18 protein-coding genes and 1 tRNA gene are annotated in these 25,617 nt (G+C 43.0%); 9 read left to right on the top strand and 10 right to left on the bottom strand.

The annotated features are described in order from the left end of the window. Window positions 1–23: 23 nt before the first annotated feature. Window positions 24–107 (bottom strand) — tRNA-Leu (locus tag NST25_RS01140). 227 nt (window positions 108–334) lie between these two features. Then, entirely contained in the window at window positions 335–4,675 is a 4,341-nt protein-coding gene (locus tag NST25_RS01135) for a bifunctional 2',3'-cyclic-nucleotide 2'-phosphodiesterase/3'-nucleotidase (RefSeq protein WP_076306824.1), read from the bottom strand. A gap of 816 nt (window positions 4,676–5,491) precedes the next feature. Between NST25_RS01135 and NST25_RS01130 the strand changes: the two genes are divergently transcribed. Further along, window positions 5,492–5,929: a hypothetical protein gene (locus NST25_RS01130; RefSeq protein WP_076126935.1), complete on the top strand. Its 438-nt coding sequence runs from the start codon at window positions 5,492–5,494 to the stop codon at window positions 5,927–5,929. Between the two features lie 36 nt (window positions 5,930–5,965). Here NST25_RS01130 and NST25_RS01125 read toward each other — a convergent pair whose 3' ends face one another. From NST25_RS01125 to NST25_RS01095, 7 genes are all read right to left on the bottom strand, one after another. Beyond that, complete coding sequence (locus tag NST25_RS01125; protein ID WP_340393204.1) at window positions 5,966–6,880, bottom strand: polysaccharide deacetylase family protein; 915 nt, start codon at window positions 6,878–6,880, stop codon at window positions 5,966–5,968. Further along, window positions 6,852–8,174, bottom strand: a complete 1,323-nt coding sequence (locus tag NST25_RS01120) for an MFS transporter (RefSeq protein ID WP_248549190.1) — start codon at window positions 8,172–8,174, stop codon at window positions 6,852–6,854. The genes NST25_RS01125 and NST25_RS01120 overlap by 29 nt, the downstream gene beginning before the upstream one ends. 153 nt (window positions 8,175–8,327) lie before the next feature. Further along, window positions 8,328–8,861, bottom strand: coding sequence for a DUF1854 domain-containing protein (locus NST25_RS01115; protein WP_340393202.1), 534 nt, complete (start codon window positions 8,859–8,861; stop codon window positions 8,328–8,330). Beyond that, a complete protein-coding gene (locus tag NST25_RS01110) occupies window positions 8,854–11,049 on the bottom strand; it encodes an ABC transporter ATP-binding protein (RefSeq protein WP_340393201.1) in 2,196 nt (731 codons plus the stop codon). Before NST25_RS01110 ends, NST25_RS01115 begins: the two co-directional genes overlap by 8 nt. 160 nt (window positions 11,050–11,209) lie before the next feature. Then, window positions 11,210–13,591: a phosphoketolase family protein gene (locus NST25_RS01105; RefSeq protein ID WP_340393200.1), complete on the bottom strand. Its 2,382-nt coding sequence runs from the start codon at window positions 13,589–13,591 to the stop codon at window positions 11,210–11,212. Between the two features lie 294 nt (window positions 13,592–13,885). Continuing rightward, entirely contained in the window at window positions 13,886–14,608 is a 723-nt protein-coding gene (locus NST25_RS01100; protein WP_076206068.1) for a GntR family transcriptional regulator, read from the bottom strand. An 87-nt stretch (window positions 14,609–14,695) separates the two neighbouring features. Then, window positions 14,696–14,884 (bottom strand): hypothetical protein, encoded by a 189-nt coding sequence (locus NST25_RS01095; RefSeq protein ID WP_036687195.1) that lies wholly within the window; start codon window positions 14,882–14,884, stop codon window positions 14,696–14,698. A 311-nt stretch (window positions 14,885–15,195) separates the two neighbouring features. Here NST25_RS01095 and guaD point away from each other — a divergent pair, with 311 nt between their 5' ends. From guaD to NST25_RS01070, 5 genes are all read left to right on the top strand, one after another. Next, entirely contained in the window at window positions 15,196–16,560 is a 1,365-nt protein-coding gene (guaD, locus tag NST25_RS01090) for a guanine deaminase (RefSeq protein WP_340393199.1), read from the top strand. A gap of 38 nt (window positions 16,561–16,598) precedes the next feature. Further along, window positions 16,599–17,951, top strand: a complete 1,353-nt coding sequence (locus tag NST25_RS01085; RefSeq protein ID WP_340393198.1) for a solute carrier family 23 protein — start codon at window positions 16,599–16,601, stop codon at window positions 17,949–17,951. Window positions 17,952–18,279: 328 nt separating this feature from the next. Further along, on the top strand, window positions 18,280–18,600 hold the full coding sequence (locus NST25_RS01080) for a metalloregulator ArsR/SmtB family transcription factor (RefSeq protein ID WP_076126921.1): 321 nt from the start codon (window positions 18,280–18,282) through the stop codon (window positions 18,598–18,600). A gap of 94 nt (window positions 18,601–18,694) precedes the next feature. Beyond that, on the top strand, window positions 18,695–19,774 hold the full coding sequence (locus tag NST25_RS01075) for a saccharopine dehydrogenase (protein WP_340393197.1): 1,080 nt from the start codon (window positions 18,695–18,697) through the stop codon (window positions 19,772–19,774). A 269-nt stretch (window positions 19,775–20,043) separates the two neighbouring features. Beyond that, complete coding sequence (locus tag NST25_RS01070) at window positions 20,044–21,195, top strand: glycosyltransferase (protein WP_339174362.1); 1,152 nt, start codon at window positions 20,044–20,046, stop codon at window positions 21,193–21,195. A 48-nt stretch (window positions 21,196–21,243) separates the two neighbouring features. On the opposite strand, the gene NST25_RS01065 is transcribed toward NST25_RS01070, so the two are convergent. Further along, the gene (locus tag NST25_RS01065; protein WP_036687189.1) at window positions 21,244–21,585 is read right to left on the bottom strand and encodes a nitrous oxide-stimulated promoter family protein; all 342 of its coding nucleotides are present in this window, start codon (window positions 21,583–21,585) and stop codon (window positions 21,244–21,246) included. A 205-nt stretch (window positions 21,586–21,790) separates the two neighbouring features. Between NST25_RS01065 and NST25_RS01060 the strand changes: the two genes are divergently transcribed. The 3 genes from NST25_RS01060 (at window position 21,791) to NST25_RS01050 (ending at window position 25,475) form a co-directional block, all read left to right on the top strand. Further along, entirely contained in the window at window positions 21,791–22,273 is a 483-nt protein-coding gene (locus NST25_RS01060; RefSeq protein ID WP_076187044.1) for a sigma-70 family RNA polymerase sigma factor, read from the top strand. Further along, on the top strand, window positions 22,270–22,878 hold the full coding sequence (locus tag NST25_RS01055) for a zf-HC2 domain-containing protein (protein WP_340393196.1): 609 nt from the start codon (window positions 22,270–22,272) through the stop codon (window positions 22,876–22,878). The genes NST25_RS01060 and NST25_RS01055 overlap by 4 nt, the downstream gene beginning before the upstream one ends. 215 nt (window positions 22,879–23,093) lie before the next feature. Further along, entirely contained in the window at window positions 23,094–25,475 is a 2,382-nt protein-coding gene (locus NST25_RS01050) for a N,N'-diacetylchitobiose phosphorylase (protein ID WP_076192607.1), read from the top strand. The last annotated feature ends 142 nt before the right edge of the window (window positions 25,476–25,617 follow it).

Below are 25,617 nucleotides of genomic sequence, written 5' to 3'. Positions count from 1 at the left end.
GCCTGTTTATATGCACTTAGGTATGCGGTCGAGAGGACTCGAACCTCCACGGGGGTTAGCCCACACGGACCTGAACCGTGCGCGTCTGCCAATTCCGCCACGACCGCACAAGATATAAAAAAATACAGTGCAGAATATAAGTTAACATGATTTCACAGAAAGAGCAACAACAAATTTAACAAGTAAAAGCGTCTTCGGTGCCCTTGTAAGGGCAGTAAGCGTTTAAGGGAAGACTATAAGAGTATTGGTGTCACTTATACTTTCTTATATTTAAAAAAAGTGTATCGGTGCCCTCAAGAGGATCATCGATACACTTTTAGTTAGAACAATAGAATTATGATGCTTGTCCAAGCATGCGATAGATGATAACCGCTGCTTGAGCGCGATTAGCTATACCCTTAGGTGCAAATTTCCCACCATCAACACCGTTGACGATTCCCAATTGAGTTAGCTGTGCGATAGCCTCTTGTGCATAAGGAGCAATACTGGATTTGTCTGCAAACTTACCCAATGCTGCATTTTTATCAATCGGCTGTAGTTTGTCTTTCAGTGCGTTAGCAACCATAATGGCCATCTCTTCACGAGTCACTTCACGACCCGGTTCAAATTTGCCATTTCCAGAGCCTTGTACAAGTCCAGCCTTCACCGCAAGGGCGATAGAATCCGTGTACCAAACTCCTTGTTTAACATCATTGAACGAACTAGTTGTTGCTGAACCCGTAAGATTCAGTGCGCGTACCAGCATCGTAACGAACTCTGCTCTAGTCACTGTTTTGGTTGGCGCAAAAGTATTTGCATCCAGACCTTTCAGAATGCCCTTAGCAGCCAATGCTTCAATAGCTTCTTGCGCCCAAGCTACCTTGCCCAGATCCTTGAAGTTTGCTGCTGGCGCAGTAGTTGGTGCAGGTGTTGCCGTTGGTGCTGTTGATGGTGCTGGTGTTGCTGTTGGTTTCGCGGTTGGAGTAGGCGTTGGAGTTACACCGGTAGAACCGCCTCCACTGCCACTGCCTGATCCCGAATCAGCCTTTAATTTATTAATAATACGACCTTCAATGGCTGCTTTAATCTCTTTGCCATTAAACGTTTTTACAATGTAGTCGTAGAACACGTCCAAATCAATAGGTCCAGCCAATGAATCACTAGCTTGAGTCAGAACCTTGTAGTTATCTCCACCCGCAGCCATAAAGTTATTTACTACTGCTGTATATTTCTGCGTAGGATTAATTGGTGTTCCATCAGTTAGTGTGAGGATCGCAATACGATCGGCTACTGGCAGATACATATTCGCTGTATATTTCAGTCCGGAAATTTGCAGCGTTTTGATATCTGGTGTTCCATCAGCTTTTACATTCCATTGCTGTTGCAGCAATGTTTTGATTTGCGCTCCGGTTAGTGTCAGCTTCACAAGCGTGTTGCCGAATGGCTGAATTTTAGCCAGATCGCCGAAGGTAACAGGACCTTTCGGAAGGTCCGCACGGATACCGCCTGGATTCATAAAGGCGAAATCGGCAGCTTTTGCACCATCGCCGAAGTCAGCATTACGCATAGAATCAGCAATCAGATTACCAAGTGCAGCCTCATTATTGTAAGCATCGGTACGAGTGATAGTTCCGTCCGTTGTACCCACTGGTTGAGTGAGCTCAGGATGCTTCTCAAGGTAAGCATTAACCAGTGCCACACTTTCCGGATCTGGTGTTACCCCATCATGGAAGGTGGAAGTTACCACAGCAGACTTGTCCTTCACGTCACCTGTTTTAGGATCAATGATCAACTTGATATCCTCAAATGCTGTACCGTAAGAATAAGCTTGTACAATCAGCTTGCCGTTTACTGTTCCATTTGCAAGTGCATGGTTATCACCAGCAACGATAACATCAACAGGGGATTCCGCAGGAAGCGCATTGGCTAGATCAGCCGCTTCACCTGTAGTCACACCATCTTTGGTTGTTGCAGGATCATGTGCAAGCACGATAATGGTCTCAACACCTTTAGATTGAAGCTCCTTAGCGTATTTCTCAACAGCCGCCACTTCCTCTTCAGGCGTGAGGAAATGCACGCCAGCCGTACCGGAAGGTGCCACCTTACTTGGTGTGGATTTCGTTACAAGACCAATAAAGCCGATCTTCACACCGCCTACTTCTTTGATTACATAAGGATTAATAATTGGCTCGCCAGTTTTGGCATCCACTGCATTCGCATTAACATAATCAAAATCAGATCCAGCATGGTTAACTTTATTATCCTTAGGGTCGATACCACCATAAAGCTGTGTCATCAGTGCATCAACACCTTGGTCAAATTCGTGATTACCAAGAGAACCCACATCAAATTTCATCATGTTCATCCAAGCATGAGTCGGCTCATCGCGCTCAAGGGATGATACTGGAGCGGATGCTCCAACGGAGTCACCATTATGGAAGAGTAATGAGTTCTCATATTTTGCACGAGTTGCTTTCAAATAAGTCGCGAGATAGGCTGCTGTGCCTACAGACTTATTGTTCACTGTAGAAACAGTGTCGAGTTGACCGTGGAAGTCATTAATTCCAAGAAGGTGAACCTCCACATCTTCCGTCGGTGCAGGTGTCTTCACACTTAGATCTAGCTTGAAAATTCCAAAGCCCTTATTATCTTGCTGTCCAGTATCGGAAATGTTCGCTGGGAGTACATTTGCCGCTTTAGGTGTTGTTGTAAATGTAACATTCACATTGCCTTTGATGGGTGCCAAGGACCAGTTACCATCAGCAGTTGGATCAATCGTACCAGCTTCACTGATGTAGTCCATCAGAACCTGACGATTCTCATCTTGAGAGTCTACAACCAGCTCTGCACCTTTAACACCCGGGAAGTTCCCGCCACCACTTGCGCGGTAATTATTAGTAACAACAATGAAATCCTGATCTAGATCTAAAGGTTGATCATTGTAAGTGACATCCGTTACACGACTCGAAGAAGCATCATTAATCGTACCATCCGGATTGTACTTCGCGTTTTTCGTCACATCAATTTTATATTGAACCCCATCGATTACATCGAAGTTAAAAACTGAAAATTTCGTATTCAACAGAGACTGCGGAGTCGAGATCCCTGGTTTGATGCGGTTAAATGCGCCCGCACTCATTTCCAGCCATTCTTTTACAACAGTACCCTTAACTTTGATTGCTTTAAGGGTATTATCGTATAAATACAGGTCACTTGCGCTACGAATAGTCAAGTCACCCTTATCAATACTGGTGTACTCATCAGGTCCGTTGCGTCCTGCTTTAAAAGGAGCACCAACACTAAGAATGGCAAGGTCCTTATATTGAGGAACATTGATATCAATATAATTCTGAACGTACCACTTTTGTGCATACGTAACAAGTTGAACCGTAGGATCATCCTGAACCATTGCGAAATAGCTGTTCATCGGAGCTGTTGTAACACCAAGCTTTTGTCCAGTATAAGCAATAGTAGCCTCATGTGCTGCTGCAACAGCTGCATCTACAGCCGCATCAGGCTCAACCAGTGGTATATTCACTTTATTCTCTGTCTTATAAATAGAACGAGCAGAAGCTTTTGAACTTTGCTTGTCTACCGTCCAGTCACTACCATCGTATACAATGTTCAGATCGATTAGACCCAAATAAGCTCCGCCGTAACCAGCTTGTACAGCAGGCGTACCGTTAATGTGGCCATTCACATTATCGATCACAGCCTTTTCGTTTGCATACGGTTGTTTAGTAACAGGATCTTTGAACGACGCGTCCAACGTATCGTTATTCCCTGTTGGGAATACCTTATGCGTATGAGAGAACGTAATCGCATCAATATCAGGAACCTTACTCAAAGCGTTAATATCATTCTCAGAACCGTCTCCAACAACGGCGTTAACATCAAACCCCGTATGGGCCATAGCAACAATAATATCTGCTCCCTTAGCTTTCATTTCAGGAACAAATTTTTCTGCCGTTTTAGCAATATCTTCAACGACAACTTTGCCTTCCAGATTAACCTTGTCCCACTCCATGATTTGAGGAGTAACTAGGCCGATTAGACCAACTTGAATCGTCTGCTCATCGCCGTTACTATCCGTTACTTTCTTAGGAATAATAACATAAGGTTGATAAGCATTTGTAACGCCATCCATTTTATATATATTGGCATTCACATAATCAAAATTGGCTCCAGTAGTCATCTCATTACCAGCGCTACCGTTTATCGTACGATCTAAAAATTGTAATCCATAATTGAATTCATGATTACCAAAAGTCGCAGCATCATATCCCATAGCGTTCATGGCTGCAATCATCGGATGGATATCAGTAACATTAGTAGGATCCTTCAGATCCGATTCCTTCGCCACATAAGTACCTAGCGGAGTTCCTTGAATCAAGTCCCCATTGTCGAGCAGGAGGGTGTTGGGTTCTTCACTTTTGGCTTGTTTCACCAAGCTTGCTGTGCGGTCAAGACCGACAGTTACTGAAGCCGCATTCTTAAAATAGTCCCAGCCGTAGACATTGGTGTGCACGTCCGTCGTGCTCATCAGCCGGAGTTTGGCTGTGGCTGCGGATGCTGCTTCAGCTTTATCTGTACCCCAAGCTGCACCCAAACCAATACCTCCAAACACCTGCAAAGAAAGCACTGCAGTTGCTAATACAGAAGCAATCGGCTTATTCCATCGTGTCTTCCATCCCATAATAATATTAGTCCTCCCTATCATTTTCACATAATTTCTGTGATATTATATCACACAAACATAACCAATTATCATATAATTGTAAAAATAATATAAAACAATGTTAAATATAATAACATAAGAAGAAAGACCTAGACTTATGAATCCGTTTTTATAGGTCAAGAGTCAATAGATGCAAAAAGAACACATCTTCACCAGATGTGTCCTAAAAACAATCCTATATAAAGTCTAGAAAAGTCGAATCTATATCTGGCACTACTTTTTACCCATTCATAGCAGTAATCCCAAAACAAATTGCAGTTATTAGAGATAAGGGTGTCATTACAAGTTTTTCTTTCATGCTCCTCGACAATAAGTTCATTATAGTATTAAGCATTAAATAGACGGCAAAAAAATAACATACCCTTCTATCAAAAGGTAATCCAATAGAGATCACATTCCCTGCCTGCAATAAGTACAGGATGGCAATTAGCTGTATCACTACTGAAACTCCACACGCGACTCTCATTTGTGGAGGCATAATTCTATGCCTTCCTCCCATTGCAAATTCCCCATAAGGCAATCCCAGAGACAGCAGTATATAAAGAATCACTGCTCCCAAAAAAGTAATACTCCCAATCCATGCTGATATCAAGTTTTCACCCCTCCATAATTTATTTATCGCACATTAAATTATATGAGTGTAATGAATTATTATGGGCATCAATTCAAGTGGCAGCTCTTTCACCCAAATATTTTTTTATGATGAACTAGCACAAGCAACACAAAAATATCTGAGTAATATAGAAGTAAATAGACCAATGAGGTGATCCACAAATGGCAAATACAACGAAGATTCGCAAACGTGCTGAACAGCTGAAAGGTAGACCCGTGTGCATTACGTTACATGATGGACGTACGTATATAGGATGGATAACCGGCCTCGATAAGAATGGACTGACCCTTTCCAAACCACGTAAAAACAAACACAGAAAATCAAAAAAACACTCTTCTTCCCGCTCTCGGAAAGCAAACGTATCAGGATTAATGCCCTTATTCGGCTCACTTTTCGGAATGGGTGGAGGCGCTCTAGGCTCCGCAGGAGCAGGGGCTGCCAGTTCTGGAGGCGGTGGTTTTGGCGGATTTGGCGGGTTCGGGGGAATCGGCAACTTTATTGGAATGGTACAAAAAACTATGCCGGTTATGAAGATGGGCTACAATATGATTAAATCTATTTCCCCCTTCCTTAACGGGCTAAAAGGATTAATGGGATAATCAAAAGACACCCCTCAAGGTGTCTTTTATTTTTGCTCATAATCTTATCAGGTTCTTTAACAATCTGCCTGCAGATCTTAACCGTGGACGTTTTAGATGCTCCTGTACATAACGATAATTCGTCAATTCAACCTTAGCATCACTGAGGGCATAGGTAAAATCATCATCAAAGGGCAACTTATACTCCCAAACTCGCTTACTCCAGTGCGGAATATTTTCTTGCATCCATGGATCGTCTATCCCGGGATGAATATAGGTCTCACTAACGCCATCTGGCAACGAATACAGCTTAGCAATAATAGATCTTTTAAAACTTTCATACGTCTCGCCTTCCTCTACACCAAAAGGATGCGATAGCAAGTAGTCGGGAATCGGCACCCCAAACGTATCCGCCAGCCCTGCTCCAAGGGCAACTGGTCGTTCAATATTTTTCAGCGATGCCAAAAGCGGATCCTCAGCATGGATGTATCTGAAGAATCGTGAGGGCAATCCCCAGCGCGAAATTTTCCACAACGTCTGCGGTAGCAAGCTGCGTCCTGTTTCCATTCCGTATAAACTACCCATGTGGTTGTCTACATGGCTAATCACTATTCCCGACTGTTTTACTCGCTCGTACTGCGCATCTATCTCCTTTAGTACGGCTTTTGTCTGCGCCCCCTGTTCGAACTCTTTTACCGTCCTATATTGATGTCCGCTCTCGTCATGAAGAGAAGTCTCTCCCGTCAGGCTCGCCCAGCGCAAAGCCTCAAATTCACTAGTCATCGTCAAGTGAAGTCCCACATTCCGTTGTTGCCTGCGAATACACCATGCAGCTGCCTCCTCAAACCCAGGGGCCACCGCCATAATCGTTGCTGAGGATACCTTTTCCTCTTCCAGCAGATGTTTAATCGCCTGATTCATGGGGGGACTTTGCCCAAAATCATCACAATTGATGATTAATTTTTTGTTCATAGTCAGCCTCACCTCTCAAAGAGTCCATAAATGTAAATTTCATTGTGAAGGATATGACAACAGCTATGGCCAACAGACATAATGGCACCACACTTATTAAATACCTAAATGTCGCTTCAGGATTGGACCCTGGGTCATCGCCGCCTTGATAGCCAAAGATCATACCTACAATGAAAAAAGCTAACGCAGAGATTAACCCGCTTGAACGAGTAATGAATCCGCTTACAGCCGTGTAGATTCCTTCTCTTCTCAGACCTGTTTTTTCCGCATCCTCATCAATAATCTTGCCACCTACTATTGCTGGGGTTACTAGAAATCCGGCTAATCCGAAACCGACAACTACGCCAGCAGCCACGCCACTTAAGAGGTCATAACCAAACCATAACGGAATTACCGATAACGCATATAAGATCAGTGATAACCGCCACGCCTTGACCCCGTCCATCTTACGAATCATCCAGTACCACACGAATACTAATGGAATGACCGAAACAAAAACAGCTGCGAGTAAAATCGATACCTGAGCCTCGGAGATATGAAGTACATATTTTGCATAAAAAGGGATCATCGAGCTTACAAGTCCATTCACCGTTTGGGCAAAAGAGTTCGAAATATTAAACACCCAAAACTTTTTATTCCGAATGGTCTCCCGAAAAGCCGGAATCAACTTCAAGGGTTCCTGCTCTGTGAGCTCCTTCTTTTCTTGGACATTCATCATACATAAAAACATAAACACTCCAAAGAGACAGGCATACACTATAGCCATATTAGAGAAACCAATAGCTGCAAAAATAATTGGAGTTAAGGCAGTACCGATTAACAAAGCTACAACTTGATAGCCTTGCTGAATCGCGGAGGCTTTTGCCCGAATACGGTCTCCACGGAAGAGCTCCGGGAGTAACGCTCCATAATTCACCCATAACACAGTGGCAACAGCCTCATAGAAAATAAGTGTGACTAGAAACCAAGTGAACAATCCATTTTCAGATAATCCGCCGGGAGGGGAGAAAACCAGTACAAATGCCAGCATGAATAACGGAATTGAGCCAAACACCCATGGTCTGCGTCGACCCAAACGAGTATCTGTGCGATCTGACCAATAGCCGAATAACGGATTGTTTACCGCATCCCAGATCAGAAAGATGGTTCTGGCTAATGTAGCAAGTCCAATGCCCAATCCTAATTTTTCAACATAAAAGTAACTGTAAAATGAACTAAATGCCTGACTGGGAACCATCATCGCAAACATCCCTAAAGCAAAGGTGTACGGCGAATTGATCCATTTATGCTTCACTCACATACCTCCCCTATGGTAAAGATCCGGTTGTAATATATTACCATACCGAAGAGAGAACGCCATCAAATTTTTCCTTAGCAGAAACTACGGATAAAAAAAGAGGCCCCGCAGGCCATCAACAAATGGCTGCGGAGCTTTTTCATAACTAGACTATAAAACATCCTTCAGCTTGCTTCGGCTCTGAACATCCAGGGCTAGATAATCACGGATTTCGCATCTTTTTCCATTGATATCCGTAAGAATGATTCGTTTATGACTTGGATACTGCATATGCTCGTGCAGGTTCCGCATAACGATCCGGGTCTGGCCCAGATTCGTTTGCAGCTCCCAAATCCACATATCCGCTTTTTGCTTAATAGAATCAATGCGGGTTACAACCGGGAGAAAATACCGCAGCCGGAGCTCTGTATCCACTTCCACCCGACTTTCTTCATCGAGCTGATTAATGTCACGAATGATCCCGATTTCCTCGCTCTTGGAGTTACGGACGGAAATATACTCCGTGGTGTATTGAAAAGGAAATATTCGAAAAAGAATTAATTCCTCATATACCTGACCCTCCACCACTCCTTGAAACACGCCACCTTGACTGCGGCTAAAAGAGATTGCACCCGGTTCAAGAATGTTAATCTCATAGGGATCTTTAGGATTCAATTCCCCGTTAACAAGATTCGGATCACTCATGCATCTCAACCCCCTTAATCTGCGACATTTCCTTCTGTGCCTCAACTAGCTTGAAGTAAGCACCTTCTGCAGCAAGCAATTCCTCATGTGTACCCACTTCAATGATCTTCCCGCGTTCAAGCACTACAAGACGGTTCGCATTTCTTAGCGTGGATAATCGATGGGCAATCGCGAATGTCGTTCTGCCTTTTACCAGTCGCGAGATCGCTTCTTGAATTTGCCGCTCGGTCACTGTATCTACAGAAGCTGTTGCTTCATCTAGGATTAGAATTCGCGGATCGTGAATTATTGCTCGGGCAATAGACACTCGCTGCTTCTCTCCACCGGACAATTTATGCCCACGTTCCCCAACTCTTGTATCATAGCCATCCGGCAATTGAACGATAAAATCATGGGCATTGGCGATTTTTGCAGCACGCATGATTTCTAATTCCGTAGCGTCCGGTTTAGAATAGGCAATATTCTCAGCAATCGTTCCGTCGAATAGAAACGTCTCCTGCAGCACTACACCGATCTGACTACGCAGATCTGACTGGCTGATATTTCGGATGTCCACACCATCGATGGTAATGGTTCCCTCATCTGTGTCATAGAAGCGACAGATCATATTAATGAACGTCGACTTACCGGCACCTGAATGTCCGACCAGACCAATCATCTCGCCCGCACCCACTTTTAAATCCACGTTCTTGAGCACAGGATGATGTTTTTCGTATCCATAAGTAACCCGCTTAAACTCAACCTCACCGTTTACGCGGCCGATGGCTGCTGGATTCACAGTATCAGGCACATCTGACGGTGTATCCATAATTTCAAAGACCCGATCTGCTGCTGAAATCGCATGGCTGGCCCAGTTGATCATTTGGCTCACCCACTGCAAAGGTCCGAGAAGCATCCCAAGGTAGGTCACCAAAGCGATTAGCGTACCGATGGATAATTGGCCCTGTAGCACCGTTTTCCCGCCATAAAACCAAATTAATAACGTACCCACACCAGCAACCAACGCAAAAGCAGGAAACATCCCCTGCCATAAGCCTTCGATCCGAATATTATGCCGAACCAGCTCCTTATTGGCGACTGTATAACGTGACATCTCTGTTGTTTCCTGACCGAATGCTTTGACTACACGAATCCCCTGCAAAGAATCGCCAACCAAAGCGTTTAATCTAAAAATAGATCTCCACTGCTGGTACCAACGTCTGCCAATCATCGGCCATAACACGGTCGACAGCACCACCATAAGCGGCATAGGCAGCATAGCAAGCAGCGTTAGCTTCCAATCCATACTGAACATAATAGTGAAAATAGCGATTACCCGCAGCGATTCACCCGAGACCCAGATTACACCGTCAGTCATAAATTGCCGCATCGCCTCTGAATCATTATTCACCCGTCCAATAAATTGCGAAGATTGTCTTCGGTCGAAAAAAGATAAAGATAATTTCATCAAGGAATGATACACATCATGACGAAGATCACCCATGATTTTGGAACCAATCCATACCCCTATAAGTCCACGTACAGTCTGCATTAAAGTAATTACTAAGGACGTGGCTGCTAGCCCGATCACAATCCATAGAAGCGTTGAGCCCTTATCCTTTTCTGTCAACACATTATCAACGATCATCTTCGTCAAAAAAGGTGGAACAAGCTCTACCAATGTAGTAAAAATCAGCATAATCGCCGCAGCGATCATTTGGATCTTATAAGGCTTGGCATAGCTCAGCATCCGAAATAGAACCTTGCCGTTACTCTTGCACACCGGACAAGCTTGCGAATCTTCCGGCAGCGGATTGCGGCATTTTGGACAATTCCTTGGAAACTCTTTTTCAGAAGCGGTTGGCCGTTCCTCGCCTTTAGCTACAGCGCCAATTAATTTAGAAGCAAAACCAAATATAGAGGTAAGTGATGCTGTATAACGTATAATTATAATAGGCCCCTCTTGGGTATCCACAAGCAACGATCCGCCGCCTACCCCGCCTACTACCCGGGCATCAGTAATATTCGAGACTAGAAGCTTTGAGACCAGTTTCCCGTCCGTTCCCCAAACGGAAATCTCCTTCTCAGTCAATACAAGCCACTGCTCACCGAATTGCCCATCTTTCATTAAATCAGATACAGAGTGAAATAAAGGTTGTTCTGTAAGCTGTATTTCTATAGACTTGGGAAGTTTATCAATAGATGTCATACATTTCTCCCCTTTCTTTACCCACCTATTTACTCACATATATTTACAGTGGTAAAGATGAAAAAATGATTATAATTGTTTTGTATGGTTATTTAAACAAATAAAAAGACACCTCTAAAGGTGTCTTTTTGTATTACTTCCTATGGTACTGGCTATACGCTTATTTCAAAGCTTTCCATTCCCAGTTCTCTACTTCTGGCAAATCAATACCCTCTTCACGAATGAATTGGTGATGTTTCTTAACGATAGCATCCATTTCATCTGCGATCACTTTATAGTCGTTAGCATTAGGCAAGCTCAGAACAGCTTCCTTCGCCAAGTCAAAGCGGTCCATTTGATTCAATACGCGCATATCGAATGGTGTTGTGATATCGCCATTCTCGCGGTATCCGTGTACGTGCAGGTTATGGTTATGGCGATCAAAGAACAAGTCTTTAATCAGACCTTCATATCCGTGGAAAGCAAAGATAACTGGTTTATCTTTTGTGAAAAATTGATCAAACTCTTCGTCAGATAAGCCACGCGGATCTAATTTTTGACTTCTCAGTTTCAACAAGTCTACCACATTGATATATCTAATCTTAAGGTTCGGCAGTTTTTCATGCAGGATAGAGATGGCAGCCAAGCTTTCGATAGTTGGTTCTGTACCTGCAGAAGCAAAGACAACATCAGGCTCTCCACCTTGATCGGTGCTTGCCCAGTCAATAATCTTCAGTCCTTTATCCACCAGCTCTTGTGCTTCATCCGCACTGAACCATTGTGGACGAGGATGTTTGGAAGAAACAATCAAGTTAATTTTTTGACGGTCATTTAAGACGGTGTCAAAGACAGCCAGCAAGGAGTTGGCATCAGCCGGCAAATACTCACGGATAAATTCTGGTTTTTTATCAGCCAAGTGACCTAGCAAACCTGGATCTTGGTGAGTGTAACCATTGTGGTCTTGTTGGAATACAGTTGAAGTTGCTACCACATTCAATGATGGAATATCCGCACGCCAGCTTTGATCTGTTGCTTTACGCAGCCATTTGAAATGTTGAGTAATCATCGAATCCACGACACGCAAGAAAGCTTCATAGCTTGCAAAGAAACCATGGCGACCTGTCAATACGTAACCTTCAAGCAAACCTTCTGCCTGATGTTCAGACAATTGGGAATCGATAACACGGCCATAAGAAGCTAGGAATTCATCATTCGGCTCAATCACTTGATCCAACCATTGACGTTTCGTTACTTCAAAGACAGGTCCCAGACGGTTGGACATTGTTTCATCCGGTCCGAAAATTCTGAAATTGCGGTTCTCTTCGTTCAGAGAGATAACATCTTTCATGTATTTACCCAGAACGGCCATATCTTGTGCTATTACTTCACCTGGTTTGGAATTATCAAGTGCGAACTTACGGAAATTCGGTAAGTTTAGATCTTTAATTTGGTTGCCAGCATTAGTAACTGGGTTCATTCCCATACGTCTGTCGCCAGTTGGCAGAATCTCAGCAAGTTCAGCGTTCAGACGACCATTGTCATCAAATAATTCTTCTGGTCTATAGCTGTTCATCCACTCCAATAACGCCGGAGCATGCTTCATATTTTTTTGATCCACTGGAATCGGCACCTGATGGGCACGGAAAGAGTTCTCATTCGGAACACCATCCCATTGCTTTGGACCCGTCCAGCCCTTAGGAGAACGGAAGACCAACATTGGCCAAACCGGACGCGTAAGGTCATTGTTGTCACGTGCATTCTTTTGAATCGCTTCAATTCTTTCAACGATGGTATCAAGCACCTTAGCCATTTCCGGATGCATTAGATCAGGATTTTCGCCTTCAACGAAGAACGGTTCCCAACCCATACCTTTAAAGTATGCAGTAATTTCTTCTTTGGATTGACGAGACAGAATCGTTGGGTTACTGATTTTGAAACCATTTAAGTGCAAGATCGGCAGAACTGCACCATCAGTAACTGGATTGATGAACCGGTTGGAGAACCATGAAGCCGCTAATGGGCCAGTTTCAGCCTCTCCATCACCAATAACAACAGCGGAGATCAAATCTGGATTATCCAGAATTGCACCTACACCATGGGATAGAGAATAACCTAATTCGCCACCTTCGTGGATCGATCCAGGTGTTTCAGGGGCAGCATGGGAAGCAACTCCACCTGGGAAAGAGAATTGTTTGAACAATTTCTTCAGACCTGGGATATCTTGTGTGATTTCCGGATAAATTTCAGTATAGCTACCATCGAGATAGGAGTTCGAAACCATGACCTGACCGCCATGACCGGGACCCTCGATATAGAACATATTCAAATCATATTTAGTAATGACCCGATTCAAATGGGCATAAATAAAGTTCTGGCCAGGAATAGTTCCCCAGTGTCCAATGGGCTTAATCTTTACGTCTGCTTCTTTCAGCGGTTCTCTTAACAACGGATTATCTTTCAAATACAGTTGACCTACAGAGATGTAATTAGTTGCGCGCCAGTATGCATCAAGCTTCTCTAAATAAGTTTTTGATGAGTAATCAACATCCATGGATAATACCATTTCTTCCACTCCCCAAAATTTTTTCTGTGTCTACATTGCCGTAATTTCTTCCACAAGTACATCATACCGCCGCGAAAAATTAATTCAACCTTTTCAACAAATGATACGGTCCAATTTTGTGAAAATATGAACATAGTATGAAAAACGGTGTAAATTGTCAGTAAAAATAAGTCAATATTAATATATATGTAAAAATATGGGCTGGAGTTTGCGGGGGATATTTACTACTTGCCCTTCATCTATTTTGCGCAAAATAAAAAAAATAAGACCGAGAAAAATTCCCCAGTCTTACTTTTAATGAACGGACACAAAGGTATTAAATTTTAAGTATTTATAGTGGAAGCGCATATGGGAGAATTCAAATGGCGTGCCATTATCTAAAAAGAAAATCCCTTCCATAATGCTTACTGGCTCATTCGCCTGCAAATGCAGCAGCTCTTGATCCGTAGCCTCAGAGGGTTCTGCGGATATCGATAAAAAGGATTTGGTTACCGCCAGATTTCGTGAATCCTCCAAATAATTAAAGATAGATCCTTCAATAATGGTCTGATTTAAATTCTGTACAATTTTGATTGGGATATAACCTGTTTCAATCATAAAGGGTTCATCATCAAAAAGACGCAAGCGAACGATTTTGTATACAAAATCATGTGGGCCTAAAAACAGATCCCGTTGCAGATCTTCCGTTGGTGGAATGACCTCGAATTTCAAAACTTTAATCTTTGGCTTCTTCCCATTCATTTGAAAATTGTCGGTGACACCTAAATTAGAGCCTTCGTAGTTAAAAATAGATTCATTTTTTATGTATAAAGGATTTATAAATGTCCCTGAGCCACGCTTTTTAAAAATAATGCCGGCATTTGCCATTTTAGTCAGAGCACTTTTAATAGAACTACGACTCACTTGATAAGTTTCACTAAGCGTTCGTTCATCCGGTAATTTCATATCGGGAAACTGCCCAGCAAAAATTTTCATTTTTAAGTCATCAATAATTTGTTTGTAGACAAACTGTGTCATGAAGTACTCCTTTTCAGGTCGATACAAGTTTTATTTCAATCTTTACTATAACATAATAACCAGACGTTTATAATCTATCCGGCCAGCTTATTTACGTCGGCGATTTGTCATGCGATTGTACATCACTAAACCGGCAATGACCATGCCCAGCGTCCCCATACTACTTGCTGATTCAGCCTGCATACCAAACAAAATACATAGGTTAGTGACCAAGCTTTTTGTAAGTACAGCAACAATAATTAACATCAACGGGCGCCAAATGTTGTATCTTCTCATCCAGGCAACACTCCTAATCCAATTTTCTCAAACTATTGATCGATTTCATCTATTATATCACAAGATAGTAACCGCATTCATTTCCTATAACCGTAAAGAAATCGAAGCCGATCAGCATTTTTTACTTCACTCTATCTTTTTCTGTATTCTAGCCTAGCGAACGTGACGTCTATGTGTCATATTCGCTTTCAATTCTTCAGCTCCTCCTATCCGTCAATTACGCCTTTATTCGACTTTTGGTCTGGACTTATCCTTTTTCACGGATTATAATAACGAATGCACACCAAAAGACGAACATTAAGGCGGAAATCATGAGAAATTATATGCAAATATTCCTAGGCACTTCATTTTCTAGCCTATCCCCAAAAGAAATACAAATTTTAAAGGATCATCTCTTCTGTATCAATTCGGATGGGATGATAGAAATGATCGTTGCACCGGATCACCCCGACTATCAACCCTTGCTTGATGCTTATCAAGGTCAGGACAATTTTCATGTATTAGCCGAAGGCCAGTATTTTTTGCCCGGCTTTATCGATCTGCATGTCCACGCGCCACAATGGGCTCAATCTGGAACTGCATTAGATATCCCGCTCTATGATTGGCTAAATACTTATACCTTCCCACTGGAGTCTAAATTCTCGGACCTGGCTTTTGCAAAAAAAGTCTACGATGACGTGGTTGGCACTTTGCTCGCAAACGGAACCACTACAGCACTTTATTTTGCAACGGTGCATAAAGAGGCCAGTCTATTATTGGCTAAAATATGTGCGGAAAAAGGGCAACGTGGACTCGTTGGAAAAGTGGTTATGGACGATCCACAGGGAAATCCTGAGAATTACCGTGACTCCGACACCCACACCGCACTAGTGGATACGGAAGAATTTATACTAGCTGTACAAGAACTCGCTAAATCTACTAAACAAGGCGTTTATCCAGTAGTGACACCAAGGTTCATTCCAAGCTGCACTAATGAGGCTTTACAAGGCTTGGGAGAACTAGCCGCTAAATATGATACGTATGTTCAATCGCACTGTAGTGAAAGTGATTGGGCACATGGTTATGTGCAAGAACGGTTCCAGAAGAACGATGCTTTTGCCTTGCATGATTTTGGTCTGCTCAGTGATAAATCTGTCATGGCACATTGTAATTTTTTAGATGAAGATGATGTGAATTTGTTTGCAGAGACAGGAACAGCTATTGCGCATTGTCCGATATCCAACGCGTATTTTGCCAATAGTGTCATTCCGATCGCTGACTTCCATGCCAAAGGCGTTGAGATTGGTTTAGGCTCTGATATTTCCGGAGGTTTTTCACCTAGTCTCTTCGACAACATTAGACAAGCCGTAATGTCTTCAAGAATGCTGGAGGATGGTGTGAATCCCTCACTTTCTGCACAAAACCGCGGAGTACCGGGATCACGAATTACGATCCATGAATCCTTTTATCTTGCTACCGCTGGCGGCGGAGAAAGCTTAAGCTTACCTATCGGCCGGTTACTAGAAGGTTATGCATGGGATGTTCAAATAATCGATACGAAAGTACCCTCGGCGAAATTGCCCGTCTTTGATGAGAGTGAAGATTTGCAAGATATTTTTCAAAAGATAATGTACCTGGCTAGACCTGAAAATATCCGTGAAGTCTGGGTACAGGGTGAAAAAGTTCATTCGCGTTAAAGATTAATTAAACTAGAAAACTTAAGGTGGGCATCGGAGTGAAAACACAAGTAAACGTACAAGAGCAAGCACATTTGGAATCACAGCTACTAACTGTCCTACCCGATGAAAAAGTTTCATTTAGTAAATCCGTCATTCTCGGCTTTCAACATGTATTGGCTATGGATGTCTATGTAGTGCCATTCCTTATTGCGATGTTAATCGGCTTACAGCCCAATCAGTCCAGCGCGTTAATCCAATCCACCTTTATTGCCGCAGGACTTGCAACGATTGTGCAAACCTATTTCTGTATGAAGCTGCCTATCGCTCAAGGTCCTTCTTATGTTCCGCTGGGTGCGATCGTCAGTATTTATGCAGCTAGTGGTGGCGGAGAGCTCGGTTGGAGCTCCGTGTTAGGTGCCAGCTTAATCGGGGCCAGCCTGGTTATTATTTTGGGTTATGCGGGGATTTTTAATAAAATCGTTAAAAACTTTATCCCGCCTATCGTAGGTGGCACAATCATTTTCATTGTAGGTCTATCTTTATTGCCTGTTGCGATCAGAGATAATATCTACGGAGCCTCCGGGGCTTCAATTAATCAAAATGTATTATTAGCCCTTATTTCAGGTGCTACACTGCTTATTTTTGTGGTTCTCGGTACTTTGTTCCGTAATAAAGGATCTGTCTTCCGAATTCTTTCCGTAATGATGGCGTTAGTAGTCGGATGTATTTCCGCTAATATTATGGGCGTTTTAGATTTCTCAGCGATAAGTAGTGCCAAGTGGTTTAGCATGCCGCGGATCGCTTTTGTTGATTTCGGCTTTTCCTTCAACTTTTCAGCTATTATCACCATGGTTATTATTTATATCGTGCTGCTGGCTGAAACAACAGGCACCTGGTTTGCGGTCAGCAATGTAATCAATAAACCTTTGACAGACAAAAATATTAACCGCGGCGTAATTGGAGAAGGAATTGGCTGTCTTATTGCGTCTGTGCTCGGTTCGACTCCTGTTACAGGTTATTCAACTAATGCAGGGATCATCTCCATTACAGGTGTTGCCAGCCGCCGGGTTTTTCTCGCTGTAGGAGGATGGTTTGTCCTCTTTGGTTGTTCTGGTAAACTCGCCGCTTTGATCTCTTCCATTCCATCCGCTGTAATCGGCGGCGTCTTCGCCATCATCTGCGGCATCATCGCAATTAATGGTGTGCAAGTAATGAAAAATGTAACCATCGGCGAAAAAGAAATGTACATTATTGCCTTACCAATGATTATCACCTTGGCTTTGGTACTCATTCCTGGTGACTACTTGAACTCTTTGCCTACATTCGTACAGTATTTATTAGGCTCACCTATCCTAGCTGCTTCATTGGCAGCAATATTATTGAATAAATTATTACCTAGTGGAAAATAGAACATAAAAAGGAGCAGCCTCTTATTGATCCTTTTTTATCCCCGCGAATAAGCCGAGCTTTGTATGCTACCTTCTGGAATTCCTTAAACAAAAGACACCCATCGAGGGGTCTTTTGTTTAAGGACATGATTATTTTTTACTTGAGTTCATCCATAAAACCGCCTTACCATATGACCTCACAATTTTAATACAAATATCCATATGTCCCTTGATTATATTTAATAAACTAGGATTCCTCCAAAATAACGGAGATTATCAACGCATTGAATTATTCCCTGAAATATATTATGATACGTTTAAACAATTAAACATTATAACGGAGGGAGTTATGAACGAATCTAATAGTAATCAGAAGGCGATTCACATTTTTGAGAATTTAAGCCCCTATTTCCAAGGATTGGGAGATCCTATACGTCAGCAAATCATTGCATTGCTGATCGACAAAGAGAGTATGAATGTGAGCCAAATTGCAGAGCATATCCCCATGTCCCGGCCTACAGTCTCTCATCATCTGAAAATATTACGGCAAGCAGGGCTGCTTAAGGTTCAGAAGAAGGGCACGGAAATGTTCTACAGACTTGAGTTTGACGAAGCGATAGCGCTTATGAAACAACTTGTCCATTTCGTTGAAGAGGAATGCCAGTGCTAATGCCATTAACCTGACTAGCACTTGTCATTCCTATTTTTTTAAGCGATATGTTAAATAACTTAAACATATAAACATTTAAACGGAGGTTGCAGATATGCATAGGAAAAAGGTACTTATTGTAGGAGGATACGGTGCCGTCGGCAGACAATTTGCTCAAATATTACACGATCGACATCCCGATCTCGAGATTATATTGGGAGGAAGGTCACCGCAAAAAGCAGCACCTTTTGAGTCCACACGGGTACAAACAGTCGTAGTTGATAATAATGCGGATGATCCACTGCTTTATGCAGGCGATAATGTATCGCTAATCATCAATTCCGTCAACGATCTGCAGGATCGGCTACTTATGTCTGCAGTTAGAAGAAAAATCCCACTGATCGATCTTACTCGCTGGACAGAGATATTCCAACAATCAATCACAAAGTTAGAAAAAGCAGACCTCTATGCTCCTATCGTGCTTTCTTCGGGATGGATGGCGGGAACTGCTTCGCTGTTCGCCATGCTGCACTCGGCCACACTTCAAAACGTCGCCGTTGATATTCACGCGTTGTACTCTCTACGTGACAAAGCAGGACCCGACTCCGCGGCGTACATGGATCGTATGACCATTCCATTCCATATTACAGAACGGGGGGGAAAACGTCTTGTATTTCCAATGACTGACCCCATCAAAGTCCAATTTCCAGATGGATATACAGCAAAATGCTATCGGCTTGACACCCCAGATCATGTCACCTTGCCAACAGCTGAGCATATCGACTCCGCCAGCTTCCGCATCTCCTTCGACAGCAAAGCCTCCACCTCCATCCTTGTCGGACTAGTTAACAGCGGAATATGGAAGATGATCAGCGGAGACCGATTCCGTTCGCTTAGACGAAGACTGCTCTACAATCCTGGTACTGGCAGTGCACATCATATCCTTATTCATCTAAAGGGTCTGGATCATAATGGGCACTGGGTTGAACGGACAATAGCGATTTCTGACCCGCTTGGTCAGACTCATCTTACCGCTTTGGGAGCTGCTGTCCAAGCAGAAAAGCTATTGCGGATATCAAAGGAAGAACCATTGGTCCCAGGCATTTATTATCCAGAAGATCTACCTGATGAACGGATGGACATCTCTGAAATCACCAACTTTTTTAAACAATATGGGGTTCTTATATCTCACTAATAGCACTTCACATATACCGAGCATTCTGTCTACTACAATTAAGCGCACAGACAGTAAAGAACCCGCTAATATAGCGGGTTCTTTACAATAGAGATGAGACGGAGCTAGGTAAGTTCACAAAAATATAAAATCTTTGATTCGTGCTAAACCCTGTCCCCTGCCTATTTCCACCCTTAAAGGCGTTTGACTAGACCAGGCTAAAGTCCCTGAATATATTGTTATTATTTATCCTATTCAAGGGCTTTTATTAAATGGTGGGGGTGATCATTCTGGCTATTCGTTACAGCATCATAATTCCAACCTATAACCGACTTCAGCAGCTGCTACTTACACTCACTTCATTCGAGACACAGACCTATCCGAAGGATCGGTTCGAGGTGATCGTCGCAGATGACGGTTCTACAGATGGTACTAAGGAAATGGTCGAAAGCTTTCAAACTTCTTATCCGCTTATTTATGTCGCTCAGCAGGAACAACGCGGCCGTTCTGCCGTAAGAAATCTGGGGCTGAGTCAGGCAAAAGGGAAATACGTCATCTTCTGCGATGCTGATTTTCTGGTATTCCCTGAATTCATTAGGATCGTAAACCAGTATCACCGTAAATATCCTAAGTCGATAATTTCAGGTATTCCACACTCATGGGATGACGCTTATACCCACTACTACCCAGACTTTTCTCCTGAAGAAAAAGAACATTGCCGCAATATACTTTCGCCTTCTAACTTATGGAATCCTGACTTCGAATCAGCGACTGAAATCACCCCAATAATCACACCCAATGATATCCTTCAGCAGACGGAGACGTTATCAAAAGTCACCTTTGCCTCAAGAGTTCCTCCAAATACTAAAAAGCAATTTGCCAGCACAGATGTAGCCCCTTGGATGTTACTCGTCACGCGTTGTGTGTCCATAAGACGCAGCCAATTAACTCGTGCTGGAGGTTTTAATGAACAGTTTATCCTCTATGGACTCGAAGATTGGGATCTTGGGTATCGACTGCATCGATTAAAAATCCCTTTTCACAGCATCAAAGAAGTTGTCGGCGTTCACCAAGAACATCCAACCCACTTCAGAGGAAATCTCATAAATATTGAGAATCTAAAAATCATGTTCAAAAGCTACGGGTTCAATGACTCTTCCCTAAATCTGTTCGCCCTTGTTCCTCCAAACGAAGACCTGGAGAAATACAAACATACTATACGGGTCTTGCGCAGAGGATACCGAACGAAGTCAACACGTTCATCAGCAATATTAATGAGAAGGACGTTACGGATTGCCGCCAAACAGCTCTATGAACCCATTGATACCGCCGTATACCAAGAGTCGTTAAGACGGATAAGTGTAAAAGTAAAGAGAAGAAAAAGCCGGGTTGCCCGTGTTTTGCGAGAGATTTTGGTGAAGGCTGAAAAGCTGGGAGAATGATATCTAAAAATACATTAAACCGGGCATCAAATGATGTCCGGTTTTCACTTATTTTCTCAATTTATTGGGTAGCGGAATATGCCTAATCGACTCAATGGGATGATAGAGCAGCATCCACGGACCAGAAAAACGCATAACCCCTTTAATTCTTTGGCGATAATCCGGTTTGTAACAATGAACAGGACATTTGGCACAAGCTGTTTTCTCTTCACCAAACTTACAATAGGCTAACCTCTTCAGCGCATACTCATTTAATTCCTGACATTCCTCACAAAAGCCTTTATGATGGTGTTTTTTCTTACAATATATACGAATCATTTTGGTAACAAGCTCTTGTTCTTTTTGAATTTTAGGACCCTCATTTAACTGCCGGTTTACCTTTGTTATCATATATGAACCCCCTTGTAACTTGTACAATAAGATCTCATGTAATTATAAAGGGTAAACCAACTGTGAAACCAGCCTTAACGCTGAACCTCCTTAATTCCCTCACATACCGGGGTTGAAAGGCGATAATTGTATAAATCAAATTTTTTTAAAAAAACTTGTAACGTTTATAGCTTTTTACGGATATATAACTTGAGGAGGTGAATGGATGGAGGACAACGAGCAATTATACAGGGAATATTCAACCCAAGTATATAAATTCGTATTTAGCTTTTGTCATAATCACTTGCTGGCAGAAGAAATCACCCAAGAAACTTTTTATAGAGCTATAAAATCGATAGATAAATACGATGGGACCTGCAAAGTATACGTTTGGCTTTGTCAAATTGCTAAACATGTGTGGTATCAGGAGCTGGACAAGCAGCGCAAGCGGAAGTCTGAGGAATTAGAAGACGCTCCTTTGGCTAACGCAAATTCAACAGAATCCCAGTTCATTTTTGCTCAGGACAAAATGGATTTATTTAAACAACTTCATTTACTTGATCCAAATACCAAAGAAGTATTATATCTGCGTTTGACCGGAGAATTCAGTTTTCGGGAAATTGGCGAAATTCTTGGCAGAGATGAGACCTGGGCAAGAGTTACCTTTTACCGTGGAAAACAAAAATTAATGAAAGGAAGATCTTCATGAAATGCGAGATCATTCAGGATTTATTACCTTCCTATATTGAAAAGCTAACCTCTGTACATAGTAACGAAGAAATCGAAAAACACCTGCAATCCTGTGAAAGCTGCCTTCAATCCTATAATGAAATGACCGCCACAGCAAATCTAAGTGTGCCTATTATTGATAAAGAGGAAGTTAACAAACTCAATTATTTTAAAAAAGTGAAAAAAAAGAATATAAAAACTCTCATTTTTTCCGTCTTATCGGTACTCATACTGGCTACAGCCCTTATTGGACTTTTTGTTATCGGTTTCCCTGTATCCTCTAAAGATGTAGTTATAGATTATCAGAAGACAAAGGATCGTTTGGAAGTTCATCTAACTTTGGAAAATGGCAAGGACCTCGTGTTCTCAGGAAAAACCAAATTTATCAGCGATGAGAATAATAATGTAATCGGTTCTGAAACTAGGTATACGCCTAGAGGTTTACTTCATAATCCCTTTGATGATGTAGGCAAAAAAGTTATGTTGGGGACGGAGATTCATACCGATCTAGATTTTCCAAACAAGTTTATTCTTGAATTCAAAGATAAAACTATGACGTTTGTTAATGGTGTTCTAGTGGAGTAGACATTGCCGCTAAAATAAATAAAGACACCTTTTAAGGTGTCTTTCGCTTTACACCCTACTAAAAAAGTTAGCATTTTTGTTCGTTTTTTCGCTAAAATATAGGGTTATCGATTTACTAAAAGTATCTTATAATAAAATTACACATGGATATTTCACCTCTTTGTGAACGCGCGTTTATAGATCGGCCCATTAACCACTTAATAGGAGGAATGGTCATGCAATATGGTTATTTTGATGGAAAAAACAAGGAATACCTCATTACCAAGCCGAATACGCCTGCCCCTTGGGCGAATTACCTCGGCTCGCCGGAATACGGTGCGATCATCTCAGGTAACGCAGGCGGCTATAGCTTTGTAAAGTCTGGCGCAAATGGGCGGCATATCCGCTACCACTTCAACTCTAAGGACGAGCCCGGACGCTATATTTACGTGAGAGATTTGGAGAACGGGGATTATTGGTCCGGCTCTTGGCAGCCAGTGGGTAAAGATCTGGAGCAATATAAGTCGGTATGCCATCATGGAACCGGATACACGAACATTGTCTCGGACTACGATAACATCCATACAGAATCATTATATTATGTACCACTGAACAAAACCTATGAGGTGTGGCGCATGAAGGTGCGCAATGATGGCTCCAAAGCACGCAAGCTGGCTCTCTTCGGATTTGTTGAATTAACCAACAATAACAACTATGAGCAGGATACCGTCAACCTTCAGTACACTCTGTTTATTTCACGGACCTACTATAAAAATAATATGATCCTTCAAGTCATCAATGAAAACACCCCCGAAGAACAAACCTGGAGATTCTTCGGCGCTGCAGGTGCAGAAGTTACCGCTTATGACGGTGACCGGGATACGTTCCTAGGCGATTACCGCAGTTATGGCAATCCGGCCTCTGTTGAGAACGGCCAATGCTCCAATTCATTAAACTACAATACTAACTCCTGCGGGGCCCTGCAGATTAACGTAGATTTACAGCCGGGAGAAGAGAAAGAAATCGTATTTCTACTGGGACAGTATGATGAGAAAGGCGCTTCCGAAATTCTCAGCCATTATAAGGACTTGTCCGTGGTAGATAAAGAACTCGAAGAGTTAAAAGCATTCTGGCACAGCAAACTTAACCGCTTCCAAGTCCAGACACCAAGCGATAACCTGAACAACATGATCAACACTTGGAATGCATATCAATGCTTTATCACTTTCATCTGGTCACGTGCAGCCTCCTTCCAATACTCCGGTCTTCGTAATGGACTCGGATATCGGGATACCGTGCAGGATATTCAAGGCATCATTCATCTGGATCATGAGATGGCCCTTGAACGTCTAAGACTGATGATATCCGCCCAGGTTTCCAACGGTGGTGGACTTCCGTTGGTGAAATTTGATCACAATCCTGGGCATGAGGGCACACCGGATGATCCAGAATACGTGCGGGAAACCGGTCACCCCCATTATCGGGCCGATGACGCTTTATGGCTGTTCCCAACCGTCATTAAATACTTGAATGAAAGTGGCAACTGGGATTTCACAGATGAAATAATCCCTTATTCGGATAAAGGCGAGGGCACAGTGTACGAGCATTTGCGCCAGGCACTTCAGTTCAGTCTGGATCGTATGGGCGCACACGGCATGCCGGTTGGGCTTCATGCCGACTGGAACGATTGCCTACGGCTTGGAGCCAAGGGTGAGTCGTTGTTCGTCGCATTCCAGCTGTATATGGCATTCAAGGTATTCATGGAAATCGCACAAAATAAGAACAAGCCTGAAGATATTCAATGGGCGCAGGGCCTGCTTGATGAGCTGGACGATAACATTCAAAAACACGCTTGGGAGAACGATCAATTCGTCCGCGGATTTACCGAAGACAACTATACCATCGGCTCCTGGGAAAATGATGAAGCCAAGATCTGGCTCAATCCGCAAAGCTGGGCCGTATTAAGCGGTGCAGCCCGCCCGGATCAGGCGAAGCTCGCCATGGACAAAGTGTATGAGAATCTGCGGACCGATTACGGCACTATGTTATTCTACCCTCCGTTCCGTGAATACGGTTTGCCAGTAGCGTTGATGGCTCTTTTCAACGCCTCAACTAAGGAAAACGGCGGCATCTTCAGCCAGCCGCAGGGATGGCTCATTCTGGCGGAAACCATGATCGGCAACGGTGGGCGCGCGTTCGAATACTTCCTGAATTGCAGTCCGGCCAGCATGAACGATAAGGCTGAAATCCGTAAACTCGAGCCTTATGTACATGGCCAGTTTGTCGAGTCCAAGGACAGCCCATATCAAGGCCGGGCGCATGTCCACTGGCTGACCGGCACCGCTTCAACCGTGATGGTCTCCTTGGTGGAAGGCATTATGGGGGTTCAACCGCAATTTGATGGCCTTCGCCTCAACCCGTGTGTTCCTTCCGACTGGACAGACTTTTCCATGGTCCGGGAATTCCGTGGGAAGAAGCTGAACATCCAGGTGGAGAACAAGAAGGGTGTACAAAAAGGGGTTACCCATATCGTTATTAACGGTGAAGAAATTCAAGGCAACCTGATCCCAGTGGCCAAAATGGCGCCAGAAAACAACGTGCTCGTTATTATGGGTTAAGGCGTATTTATGAGGAATAGATAGGAGGACGGACCCGATAAGGTGCGTCCTCCTGTTTTTACAATTAGAACGAGGCTTGTACACTTGCCTTCCGGCTCTATGACCGCGATTGAGCTGGATACAATTGACGAAAAAAAGACTG

This window comes from Paenibacillus sp. FSL E2-0190, from assembly GCF_037992965.1.
In the GTDB taxonomy this organism is placed as follows: domain Bacteria; phylum Bacillota; class Bacilli; order Paenibacillales; family Paenibacillaceae; genus Paenibacillus_AQ; species Paenibacillus_AQ odorifer.
The sequence above is the reverse complement of the archived record's forward strand: the minus strand, read 5'-3'. Positions and strand labels throughout refer to the sequence as shown.